This is a genomic window from Pseudomonas sp. PHC1 (assembly GCF_046487845.1).
GTDB lineage: Bacteria > Pseudomonadota > Gammaproteobacteria > Pseudomonadales > Pseudomonadaceae > Aquipseudomonas > Aquipseudomonas sputi.
Genome location: NZ_JBJXHJ010000028.1, coordinates 1 through 11,838 on the forward strand (window position 1 = coordinate 1; position 11,838 = coordinate 11,838).

An 11,838-nucleotide genomic window follows, 5' to 3' on the forward strand; every position below is an offset into this window, starting at 1 on the left:
ACGTGAAACCTTGGATTTTGAAACACCCGCTGATAGGTTGCAGCGACTCGTTGCGTTGACCGGTTGAGCCCGCCGTCATCTTTTCTTTGTCACCTTTTCTTTCGTTTTCCTTGGTTAGAGCACTGGAAGATGGCGGACTTACACAAGAAAATCTGCCACCTTCTTAATTCCAAAAAAAAAGCAATTCTAGCTTAAATCTCTATAACTATTACTCCGCTACACCCTGTTGCCGCTTCCATTCTTTCCGGGTACAGAGCAGTTAAAACCAAGAGCTGAAAAAATGGTGTCATTTTATAACTCCAACTGACATTAAGGGAAGAATACTTTGTCAACAGCAACTGCATACCCCTCGATGGAGTCATCGGACTCAGCCGAAGATCACGATATTTTTTATATATCACTGGAGCCAAGACAAACATTGCAACAAGTCTACAGACCAGCAAAAAACCTCTAACAAACTTCCCCCCGCTTCGACTACGCCACGAAACAACAAAAGAGTACGTTCCCTTGACTGCCTCTATTCCTATTGGCGGAATAGCATCTTGGGCCAAAAGCCAAGATTCCATGACCAACACGAATCCAGAGTGTTCTTTTATAAGTTTATTAATGGAGTTTCGCGCATAAACGTATGCCATTGACACCGGCTCAATCTTGCCATTTAGATGCAGGTGATATTCTCGAGGGGTACTGGTGGTCAGCGATGTGAATTTACCAAGCGGAATGTGAAAACGCTGAGCTTTTGTCGCAAAATAAAGCAAAAATCCAAGCATCATTCCAGTGAGGCACATTTTCCACCCATAGAGAAAGTACACTGTTGTACATTCTTCAAAGGGGCCGAATCTCAATGATAAAAGGTAATCCAGTGCCAATATCATCCAACCACAGATAGCCATTCCGACAGATACGCAAACAGCGAACCAAATGCATCGACGAGCGGCCAAATTCACCAGAGACACAAAAAACCCATTACTTACAAGACGATTTAGATCACGTCCCAGCGCCTTCAGAACTACCATAGCGCCTAAATAAATTACGTAAGCCACTGTCGTCAAACCACCTACAACTAGAAAGACGGATTTAACTTCCGTCAATGTTGAGTACTGCTCACAAGAAAACATCTACTGCACCACCGCAATCGATAGAAAATAATAAAAAACTATTGTGTCGCACGGGCCAGGCAGACGGAGAAGTATTCATTCTGGAAATCGGCAACACGTTGTTTCAGCTCTTCGGCATCCTGCCACATAAATAAATCCGTCACCTTTTCATGGAACATGACATCAACACAGTCACCATCATCGCCAGAACTATAATTCAGGACGTGAGTGACGTGTTTCGAGTTATAGAGCAACGGGAACTTGGTGTTTTTGGCTAGGAAAATTGAAGGTGACGGACTTGCACAAATAAATCTGCCACCTTTAAGCTACTTTTTATTTTACATTTTTGAGAAAACCAAGTGCAGTTATAACACCGGACATCATCGCCAAAATTGTACTACCATAGATCACAAAAATGATGATCACGACTTCAGCAACCAAAAGCCGATGATTACCAGCAGTATATTTAAAGGACGCCCATGCCAACTTACCACCCTTGAGCCCGCCCTCTTTCAGCATGCTCTTATGCTCTTCAATGTCAGAGCGACTGGCCAATGCCTTGTCATATAAAAGAGATCCATTGGCAGCGAATGCAAGAATCCACATAATTGCGAACAGCACTAGCACAAAGACCCCAATGCCATACCACGCACAAGACTCAGGAGGTTGCCTCATCATTTTTTCGCCAATAATCATGATGGCGGCGAATAGAAGAATCTGCGGAGTTAAATTCCTCAAAAACTCTAGATATGTAGCACGACCTTCCTTTTTAAAAAACCACATCTGCAACATCCTTATCTGTTGAGACCAAAAAGCTTGGCTCGCTACGATCTATACAATCGAATTACCGAGCGCAATGAATCATCGAAAAAACAAATTTTTTAAATATCTTGCGACTAATTTTGTTCAATCATCAAGAAACCTACGACCAACTTTATAAGCCCCCCAGCCTACCAACCCTAACACCGCAGCTCCGGCAACAGCGCATCCAACAATAGGCAAGACGGCAGCGCCAGCAGCACTTCCCGCAATCGCCGTTACCCCACCAACCATCCCAGTTCCACCCACCGCCAAGCTACCACCACCCGCTGCAGCCAACGTTGCAGTAGTTGCTGCCGCCGATCCAGCAGTCGCAAGAGCAGCCGCTGCGGCCGTTTCAGCTGCGGCTACTCCGATAGCGGTTACACCGTAGGCTGCACCGAGGCCTGCTCCTGTTGCAGCGCTAACGCCTGCGGCAACGGCTCCACCTAAATTCTCGTCTTTTTTTTCTGCCATGATCCACCTCCATTTTTTGGATCCATATGATGGCACATAAACATCACTTTAAGCATTCAAAAACGAGAGAGGGAACAGAATTTCAGTCGTAAAAAAACCGCATCTCTGCGGTTTTCAGTTTGCGGTTCATGCGAGGAAAACGGCGTTTTTCTCAAAAATTCGCCGGCGTATTCGCACTAATAATCTCCGCCTCATCCGCCCCGATATTCCGAAATTTGTGTGGCAGCGTCGTCGGAAAGTAATACCCATCCCCCGCACTCAACACGCTCACCTGCCCATCCACCGTCAACTCCACGGTGCCGCGCGTCACCAACCCACACTCCTCGCCTTCCGCGTGAACAATCGGCTCTTCCCCGGAACTGGCGCCCGGTGCGTATTGCTCGCGCAGCAAGCGCATCTGGCGGCTGGGCACCGAGGCGCCGATCAGCAGCAGGCGCAGGCCGTGGCGGCCGAGGTCGGGTTGTTCGTTGGCGCGGAAGACGTATTGGTGTTCGCGGGGGGGCTGGTCGAAGGTGAAGAAGTCGGCCAGGGACATCGGGATGCCTTCGAGCAGCTTTTTCAGTGAGCTGACGGAGGGACTGACACGATTCTGTTCGATCAGGGAGATGGTGGCATTGGTCACGCCGCTACGCCGGGCCAGCTCGCGCTGGGAGAGTTTGTAGCTTTCGCGTACTAGTTTGAGTCGAGAACCCGTATCCATGACAGCCTTATGTGAGAACGACTTAAGGGCAATGGGGGTGGGTGGCGGGTGCCGCGCAAGGCGCGCGGATCACGTTGCTCCCGTGTCCCGGAACCGTGAAAGGCGGCTATTAAATCACGTTTGTCGGTGTTGCTCAGCAGGTTCGATGGACGGCACAAGAAAAAGCCGGCGGCGCCCTTTGTGGGGCCACCGCCGGGGAGGTAAATCAGATGCCGAAACGGTCGCGCAGCGAGTAGTACACGGCGCCGAGGGCGGTCAGTGGGGCCGAGAAGGTGCGGCCGCCGAGCATTGGCATGTGTGGCAGGGAGGCGAAGGCGTCGAAGCGTTCGGCGTCGCCGCGGATCATTTCCGAGATCAGTTTGCCGGCCAGGTGCGAGCAGGTGACGCCGTGGCCGCTGTAGCCCTGCATGTAGTAGGCGTTTTTCTCGATGCGGCCGAATTGCGGCATGCGGGACATGGTCAGCAGGAAGTTGCCGGTCCAGCGGTAGTCGATTTTCACGTCCTTGAGTTGCGGGAAGGTCTTGAGGATCTTCGGGCGGATCAGGGTTTCGATGTCGTCCGGCTCACGGGCGCCGTAGACCACGCCGCCACCGTAGAGCAGACGGTTGTCGGCGGTGAGGCGGTAGTAGTCGAGCAGGTAGTTGCAGTCTTCGACGCAATAGTTGTTGGTGATCAGGCTGCGGGCCTGTTTCTCGGTCAGCGGTTCGGTGACGCAGATCTGCGAGCCGCACGGCATGCTTTTGGCGGTCACGCGGTTGTCGAGGCCTTGCGGCAGGTAGGCGTTGCCGGCGATCAGCAGGTACTTGGCGCGGACCTGGCCTTTGGCGGTGCGCACGACGTTGGGTTCGCCGTATTTGATTTCCACGGCAGCGGACTGCTCGTAGATCTTGCCGCCTAGACGCACGATGGCCGCGGCTTCACCGAGGGCCAGGTTCAGCGGGTGGATGTGGCCGCCCTGCATGTCCAGCAGACCGCCGACGTAGGCGTCGGAGCCGACTTCGCGGCGGATGTCCGCAGCGTCGAGCATCTTCAGGTTTTTATTGCCGTAACGTTCCCAGCTACGTTTCTGTTCGGCGAGTCCTTTGAGCTGTTTGTTGTTCATCGCCGCGAAGATACCGCCCGGGCGGTAGTCGCATTTGATGTCGTATTCCTTGATGCGCGAACGGATGATGTCGGCGCCTTCGAAGATCATGCTACCGAGGATTTCGGCGGTCTTGTCGCCGTAGCGCTCTTCGATCACGTCGACGTCGCGGCTGTAGGAGTTGACCAGTTGACCGCCGTTGCGACCGCTGGCGCCGTAGCCGACTTTTGCCGCTTCCAGCACCGCCACCTTGTAGCCGGCTTCGCTCAGGAACAGCGCCGAGGATAGGCCGGTGTAGCCTGCGCCGATGATGCAGACATCACACTCCACCGACTCTTCAAGCGTCGGGAAGTCGATGACTTCGTTGCGGGTGGCGGCGTAATAACTGTTGACGTGTTGTTGTTTCATTTTTTTGTTCTCCGAGGGCCGCCGGTTGCAGGCGACCACCGCTGTAAAAGAGTCAGAGCTTGATCCAGGTCGCTTTCAGCTCGGTGTACTTGTCGAACGCGTGCAGCGATTTGTCGCGACCGTTGCCCGACTGTTTGAAGCCACCGAACGGCGCGGTCATGTCGCCGCCGTCGTACTGGTTGACCCACACGCTGCCGGCGCGCAGGCCACGGGCGAAGGTGTGGGCCTTGCTCAGGTTGCTGGTCCAGACCCCGGCGGCGAGGCCGAAGATGCTGTCGTTGGCGATGTGCAGCGCTTCTTCAACGGTGTCGAAGGTGATCAGCGACAGCACCGGGCCGAAGATTTCTTCCTTGGCGATGGTCATGGCGTTGGTCACGCCGTCGAAAATCGTCGGCTCGATGTAGGTGCCACCGGTTTCTTCGAGGGTGCGCTGACCGCCGGCAATCAGCTCGGCGCCCTGCTCGCGGCCGATGCTGATGTAACGCAGCACGTTGTCCAGTTGACGCTGATCGACAACGGCGCCGACGGTGGTGGCCGGATCGAGGGCGTGACCCGGTTTCCACGCTTGCAGCGCTTCGACCAGCAGCGGGATGAATTGCTCGCGGATCGAACGCTCCACCAGCAGGCGCGAACCGGCGGTGCAGACTTCGCCCTGGTTGAACGCAATGGCGCCGGCCGCCGCTTGTGCTGCCGCGCGCAAGTCCGGTGCGTCGGCAAACACCACGTTCGGGCTCTTGCCCCCGGCTTCGAGCCAGACGCGTTTCATGTTGCTTTGGCCGGCATAAATCATCAGTTGCTTGGCAATCGCCGTGGAGCCGGTGAAGGCCAGCACGTCGACGTCCATGTGCAGCGCCAGCGCCTTGCCGACGGTGTGGCCGAAGCCTGGCAGGACGTTGAACACGCCTTTGGGGATGCCGGCATCCAGCGCCAGTTGGGCGATGCGGATCGCGGTCAGCGGGGATTTTTCCGAAGGCTTGAGGATGAACGAGTTACCCGCCGCCAGCGCCGGGGCGAATTTCCAGCTGGCCATGATCAGCGGGAAGTTCCACGGCACGATCGCAGCAACCACGCCCGATGGCTCGCGGGTGACCAGGCCGAGTTGGTCGTGCGGGGTGGCGGCGACTTCGTCGTAGATCTTGTCGATGGCCTCGGCGCTCCAGCGGATCGCGTTGGCGGTCGCCGGGATGTCGATGCTCATCGAGTCGCTGATCGGTTTGCCCATGTCGAGGGTTTCGAGCAGCGCCAGCTCTTGCTGGTGTTGCAGGATCAGGTCGGCGAAGCGGATCAGGATGCGCTTGCGCTCGGCCGGGGCCTTGTTCGCCCATACGCCGGCGTTGAAGGATTGGCGCGCGGCTTCGACGGCGAGGTTGGCGTCGGCTTCATCGGTGCTGGCCACGGAGGCCAGGAAACGGCCGTCGACGGGGCTCAGGCATTCGAAGGTTTCGCCGCTGATGGCCGGGCGGTATTCGCCGTTGATGAAGGCGCGGGATTCGATATTCAGGGACTGGAAACGTTGTTCCCAGTCGTTGCGGGTCATGGTCATGGGGGGTGACTCACACATAAGAATTAGTGACCGATAACCCCGTGGGAGCGGGCTTGCCCGCTCCCACGGGGTTTTGCGGTGTTAGCGAGATCGTGCTTGAGCGTCAGACGGTATGCAGATACCAGTTGTACTCAAGGTCAGAGATCGAGTTTTCGAACTCGGCCAGCTCGCTTTCCTTGCACGCGACGAACACGTCGATGTACATCGGATCGATGTAGCGGGCCATGACTTCGCTGTCGTCCAGCTCACGCAGAGCGTCGCGCAGGTTGTTCGGCAGGCTCTGTTCGTTCTGCTCGTAGCTGTTGCCTTCGACCGGGGCACCCGGTTCGATTTCGTTGGTCAGGCCGTGGTGAATACCGGCCAGCACGGAAGCCATCAGCAGGTACGGGTTGGCATCGGCACCGGCAACACGGTGCTCGATGCGCACGGCATCCGGCGAACCGGTCGGCACGCGGACGGCCACGGTGCGGTTGTCGATGCCCCAGCTCGGCGAGTTCGGCACGTAGAACTGTGCGCCAAAGCGGCGGTACGAGTTGACGTTCGGGCACAGGAAAGCCATTTGCGCAGGCAGGGTCTCCAGCACACCGCCGATCGCGTGGCGCAGCGCGGCGTTCTGCTCGGGATCCTCGCTGGCGAAGATGTTGTTGCCTTCCTTGTCCAGAATCGAAATGTGTACGTGCAGACCGTTGCCCGCCTGACCCGGATACGGCTTGGCCATGAAGGTGGTGTCCATTTCGTGGTCATAGGCGATGTTCTTCACCAGACGCTTGAGCAGGACCGCGTAGTCGCACGCCTTGATCGGGTCGGACACGTGGTGCAGGTTGACTTCGAACTGCGCCGGGGCGCTTTCCTTGACGATGGCGTCGGCCGGAATGCCCTGCTCTTTCGCGCCTTCGAGGATGTCTTGCAGGCAATCGACGTACTCGTCGAGGTCGTCGATCAGGTAGACCTGGGTCGACACCGGACGCTTGCCCGACACCGGCGAACGCGGCGATTGCGGACGGCCGTTCACGTTGTCCTGGTCGATCAGGTAGAACTCGAGTTCGAACGCGGCGCAGATGGTCAGGCCCAGCGCGTCGAACTTGCGCACCACGTTGGCCAACACTTCACGCGGGTCGGCGAAGAACGGCTCGCCTTCCAGTTCGTGCATGGTCATCAGCAGTTGTGCGGTCGGGCGCTTCTGCCAGGGCTCGATGCTCAGGGTGCCAGGAATCGGGTAGCAGATGCGGTCGGCGTCGCCGATGTCCAGGCCCAGGCCGGTGCTTTCCACCGTGGAGCCATTGATGTCGAGGGCGAAGAGCGAGGCCGGCAAGTTGATGCCTTTCTCGTAAACCTTGTGAAGACTGGTGCGCTCGATGCGCTTGCCGCGCACCACACCGTTCATGTCTGCAATCAGAAGGTCGACGTACAAAACCTCAGGATGTTTCTTAAGGAATGCGTTTGCTTCGTTGAGTTGAACGGCACGCAGAGGGACCGACATGATGCACCTATTTAGCTGTTAATTATTATGTTCACTGCTGTTTCGCGGAGCCAGTCAACCCGAACGGCAAAGTGAAGTCAATAGCGAACACAGGGCCGCTCAGCGTTTATTTTTCGGGCTTTTTTTAACACTCGCGTGCCAATTCAGGCGCCAGAGCGCCGGTCTTGATGAAGATTTGATGAACGGCGTTTAGAATTTTTTACATGGGAGTTGTTAATTAAAATCAACGAGGCTAAGCTCCGGAAAAGCTCGTTCAAGTGTCAAACTTCGAGGTGAATAAAAATGGCATTCAAGCCATTGATCGGCGTTACTGCGTGCGTCAAACAGATTGGCCTGCACCCCTATCACATCAGCGGCGACAAATACGTTCGCGCTGTCAGCGTTGCGGCGCTGGGGTTGCCCGTCGTCATTCCTTCCCTTGGCAAACTGACTGAAATCGAAGACCTGCTGGGTCAGCTCGACGGTCTGTTGCTGACCGGCTCGCCGTCCAACGTGGAACCCTTCCACTATCAAGGCCCGGACAGCGCCCCCGGCACGGATCACGATCCGGCGCGGGACGCCACTACCCTTCCTCTATTGCGTGCAGCCATCGCGGCGGGCGTTCCGGTACTCGGCATCTGCCGCGGTTTCCAGGAAATGAACGTGGCGTTCGGCGGCAGCCTGCACCAGAAAGTGCATGAACTGCCGGGCATGCTCGATCACCGCGAAGCCGACAGCCCGGACGTCGCCGTGCAATACGCCCCGGCCCACGCCGTGAAGGTATTGCCGGGCGGCGTGTTCGAAACCCTGGAGCTGCCGGGTGAATTCCAGGTCAACTCGATTCACAGTCAGGGCATCGACCGCCTCGCTCCCGGCCTGCGCGCCGAGGCCGTAGCGCCGGACGGCCTGATCGAGGCGGTCTCGGTGGAGCACAGCCCGACCTTCGCCCTCGGCGTGCAATGGCACCCGGAATGGCAGGTGCTGGACAACCCGAACTACCTGCGGATTTTCCAGGCGTTCGGCGAGGCCTGCCGCCAGCGTGCGGCGCGACGCAACCAGCGCTGACGCTACCCAACGATTGCAAAACCATTTACTGCCCCCGCGGGGTCGGCGGTTGCGCGTTTGCGCATCCGTCATCCGCGATCAGCAACACACCGCGAAAACAAAAAGCACCACCCGGCAGCCAGGACGGCGGCGCCGAACAACCCGCACGGTGCGGGTCTGCAATCCACTCTTAAGCCTGGCCGCGTTGGCCCGGCGACTGAAACCTGTTGGGAGTTTCACATGGCAAACGCCTCCAGCACTTACAGGAAGGCTCTTGAAGGTCATCAGCAACCGAAAAAGGTTCTGGTGAAGGTCGATCGAGTCACCAAGAAGTTCGACGAAACCACTGCGGTGGACGATGTGTCCCTGGAGATCCACCAGGGCGAAATCTTCGCCCTGCTCGGTGGCTCCGGCTCGGGCAAATCGACCCTGTTGCGCATGCTCGCCGGTTTCGAACGGCCGACTGAAGGACGCATTCTGCTCGACGGTGTCGATATCACCGACATGCCGCCGTACGAGCGGCCGATCAACATGATGTTCCAGTCCTACGCCCTGTTCCCGCACATGACTGTCGCGCAGAACATCGCCTTCGGCCTCAAGCAGGACCGTTTGCCGGCCAGCGAAATCGACGCCCGCGTCGAAGAAATGCTGCGCCTCGTCCACATGACCCAATACGCCAAGCGCCGCCCGCATCAACTCTCCGGCGGTCAGCGTCAGCGCGTGGCCCTCGCTCGCTCCCTGGCCAAGCGTCCGAAGCTGTTGCTGCTCGACGAACCGATGGGCGCACTGGATAAAAAGCTGCGTTCGCAAATGCAGCTGGAACTGGTGGAAATCATTGAGCGCGTCGGTGTGACCTGCGTGATGGTGACCCACGACCAGGAAGAGGCCATGACCATGGCCGAGCGCATCGCGATCATGCACCTGGGCTGGATCGCCCAGATCGGCAGCCCGGTCGACATCTATGAAGCGCCGGTCAGCCGCATGGTCTGCGAATTCATCGGCAACGTGAACGCCTTCGACGGCACCGTGGTCGAGGACCTTGAAGGTCACGCAATCATTCACAGCCCGGACTTGCAGCAAAAGATCTACGTCGGTCATGGCGTCAGCACCTCGGTGCAGGACAAGTCGATCACCTACGCGATCCGCCCGGAAAAAATGCTGGTCAGCACGATCAAGCCCGAGACCCGCTACAACTGGTCCGAAGGCAAGGTGCATGACATCGCCTACCTCGGCGGCCACTCGGTGTTCTACGTCGAGTTGCCGAGCGGCAAGATCGTCCAGTCGTTCATGGCCAACGCCGAACGCCGTGGCGCGCGGCCGACCTGGGACGACAAGGTTTACGTCTGGTGGGAAGACGACAGCGGCGTGGTACTGCGCTCATGAGAACCTTCAATCAGCAATTCCTGCGCCTGGTGCCCAGCGGGCGAAAGTTCGTCATCGGCATTCCATTCATCTGGCTGTTCCTGTTCTTCATGCTGCCGTTCTTTCTGGTGATGAAGATCAGCTTCTCGGAAGCCGCGCTGTCGATCCCGCCGTACTCGGAGATCTACACCTACGCCGAACAGAAATTCCAGCTGCTGCTGAACATCGGCAACTACACCCTGCTCGGCGAAGACGAGCTGTACCTGTCGGCCTACCTCGGCTCGCTGAAGGTCGCAGCGCTGAGCACGATGATGTGCCTGGTGATCGGCTTCCCGATGGCCTACGCGATCACCAAAGCGAGCAAGGAAACGCAAAACGTCCTGCTGCTGTTGATCATGATGCCGACCTGGACCGCGATCCTGATCCGCGTGTATGCGTGGATGGGCATACTCAGCAACAACGGTCTGCTCAACGCGTTCCTGATGTGGACCGGGCTCACCGATCACCCGATCGAGATCCTCAACACCAACACCGCCGTCTATATAGGTGTCGTGTATGCCTATCTGCCGTTCATGGTGCTGCCGCTCTACGCCAACCTGGTGAAGCACGACGCCAGTCTGCTGGAAGCCGCGCAGGATCTGGGTTCGAGCAACTTCAACAACTTCTGGAAAATCACCGTGCCGCTGGCCAAGAACGGGATCATCGCCGGCTGCATGCTGGTGTTCATTCCGGTGGTGGGCGAGTTCGTGATCCCGGAACTGCTGGGCGGCCCGGAGACCCTGATGATCGGTCGCGTGCTGTGGCAAGAGTTCTTCAATAACCGCGACTGGCCGGTGGCGTCTGCCCTGGCGGTGGTGATGCTGTTGATCCTGATTGTGCCGATCCTGCTGTTCAACCGCAGCCAGGCCAAAGAGATGGAGGGACGGGGATGAAACGCTTCGGATTTTCAAAGTTCATGCTGATCTTCGGCCTGATGTTCATCTATCTGCCGATGCTGATCCTGGTGATCTACTCGTTCAACGCCTCCAAACTGGTGACGGTCTGGGGTGGCTGGTCGGTGAAGTGGTACGTCGGCCTCCTCGACAACACCCAACTGATGAGCTCGGTGGTGCGTTCGCTGGAAATCGCCTGCTACACCGCGATTGCCGCGGTGGCGCTGGGGACGCTGGCAGCCTTCGTGCTGACCCGTGTGACGCGCTTCAAGGGTCGCACGCTGTTCGGTGGTCTGGTGACCGCGCCGCTGGTGATGCCTGAGGTGATTACCGGCCTGTCGCTGTTGCTGCTGTTCGTGGCGATGGCGCAACTGATCGGCTGGCCGCAAGAGCGTGGCATCGTCACGATCTGGATCGCCCACACTACGTTCTGTGCGGCGTATGTGGCGGTGGTGGTGTCGGCGCGCCTGCGCGAACTGGATCTGTCGATCGAAGAAGCGGCGATGGATCTGGGCGCAAAACCGTTCAAGGTGTTTTTCCTGATCACCATCCCGATGATCGCGCCGTCGTTGGCGGCGGGCGGCATGATGTCGTTCGCGCTGTCGCTGGATGACCTGGTGCTGGCGAGTTTCGTGTCCGGGCCGGGTTCCACCACCCTGCCGATGGAAGTGTTCTCGGCGGTGCGTCTGGGCGTTAAGCCCGAGATCAACGCCGTGGCCAGTCTGATTCTGCTGGCGGTGTCGCTGGTGACCTTCCTGGTCTGGTACTTCGGCCGCAAGGCAGAAGCCAACCGCAAGCGGGCGATTCAGGAAGCGATGGATCAGACCGCCAACGAATCGTGGCAGCAACCGCGACCTCAACGAGCAGCAGCGACGGCCTAGGGCCGTCGCGTTTTACGGCTTTGCGCTTTGGCTTAAACGCTTTTGAATAAAAAGAA

At 57.7% G+C, this 11,838-nt stretch carries 10 protein-coding genes and 1 pseudogene; 5 read left to right on the plus strand and 6 right to left on the minus strand.

The features are described from left to right. Nucleotides 1–191: 191 nt before the first annotated feature. Complete coding sequence (locus ACKJSM_RS25725) at nucleotides 192–1,118, minus strand: hypothetical protein (RefSeq protein ID WP_410239232.1); 927 nt, start codon at nucleotides 1,116–1,118, stop codon at nucleotides 192–194. Between the two features lie 146 nt (nucleotides 1,119–1,264). Between ACKJSM_RS25725 and ACKJSM_RS25730 the strand changes: the two are divergent. Then, nucleotides 1,265–1,375: pseudogene (locus ACKJSM_RS25730) on the plus strand (fructose-bisphosphate aldolase); the annotation flags it as partial. 55 nt (nucleotides 1,376–1,430) lie between these two features. Here ACKJSM_RS25730 and ACKJSM_RS25735 read toward each other — a convergent pair. The 5 genes from ACKJSM_RS25735 to ACKJSM_RS25755 form a co-directional block, all read right to left on the minus strand. Further along, a complete protein-coding gene (locus ACKJSM_RS25735) occupies nucleotides 1,431–1,880 on the minus strand; it encodes a hypothetical protein (protein WP_041073447.1) in 450 nt (149 codons plus the stop codon). 643 nt (nucleotides 1,881–2,523) lie between these two features. Next, entirely contained in the window at nucleotides 2,524–3,072 is a 549-nt protein-coding gene (locus ACKJSM_RS25740) for a cupin domain-containing protein (protein ID WP_011333561.1), read from the minus strand. Between the two features lie 205 nt (nucleotides 3,073–3,277). After that, complete coding sequence (locus ACKJSM_RS25745; protein WP_410239233.1) at nucleotides 3,278–4,561, minus strand: NAD(P)/FAD-dependent oxidoreductase; 1,284 nt, start codon at nucleotides 4,559–4,561, stop codon at nucleotides 3,278–3,280. 52 nt (nucleotides 4,562–4,613) lie between these two features. After that, entirely contained in the window at nucleotides 4,614–6,104 is a 1,491-nt protein-coding gene (locus tag ACKJSM_RS25750) for an aldehyde dehydrogenase (RefSeq protein ID WP_410239234.1), read from the minus strand. Nucleotides 6,105–6,207: 103 nt separating this feature from the next. Continuing rightward, nucleotides 6,208–7,584: a glutamine synthetase family protein gene (locus tag ACKJSM_RS25755; RefSeq protein WP_011333558.1), complete on the minus strand. Its 1,377-nt coding sequence runs from the start codon at nucleotides 7,582–7,584 to the stop codon at nucleotides 6,208–6,210. A 282-nt stretch (nucleotides 7,585–7,866) separates the two neighbouring features. Here ACKJSM_RS25755 and ACKJSM_RS25760 point away from each other — a divergent pair, with 282 nt between their 5' ends. The 4 genes from ACKJSM_RS25760 to ACKJSM_RS25775 all read left to right on the plus strand — a co-directional run bounded on the left by ACKJSM_RS25760 (nucleotide 7,867) and on the right by ACKJSM_RS25775 (nucleotide 11,782). Then, the gene (locus ACKJSM_RS25760; protein WP_236181693.1) at nucleotides 7,867–8,628 is read left to right on the plus strand and encodes a gamma-glutamyl-gamma-aminobutyrate hydrolase family protein; all 762 of its coding nucleotides are present in this window, start codon (nucleotides 7,867–7,869) and stop codon (nucleotides 8,626–8,628) included. Nucleotides 8,629–8,847: 219 nt separating this feature from the next. Continuing rightward, nucleotides 8,848–9,990 (plus strand): polyamine ABC transporter ATP-binding protein, encoded by a 1,143-nt coding sequence (potA, locus tag ACKJSM_RS25765; RefSeq protein ID WP_007957110.1) that lies wholly within the window; start codon nucleotides 8,848–8,850, stop codon nucleotides 9,988–9,990. Between the two features lie 29 nt (nucleotides 9,991–10,019). Further along, nucleotides 10,020–10,901, plus strand: a complete 882-nt coding sequence (locus ACKJSM_RS25770; RefSeq protein ID WP_373874323.1) for an ABC transporter permease subunit — start codon at nucleotides 10,020–10,022, stop codon at nucleotides 10,899–10,901. Then, nucleotides 10,898–11,782: an ABC transporter permease subunit gene (locus ACKJSM_RS25775; RefSeq protein WP_410239235.1), complete on the plus strand. Its 885-nt coding sequence runs from the start codon at nucleotides 10,898–10,900 to the stop codon at nucleotides 11,780–11,782. The genes ACKJSM_RS25770 and ACKJSM_RS25775 overlap by 4 nt, the downstream gene beginning before the upstream one ends. Nucleotides 11,783–11,838 lie beyond the last annotated feature (56 nt).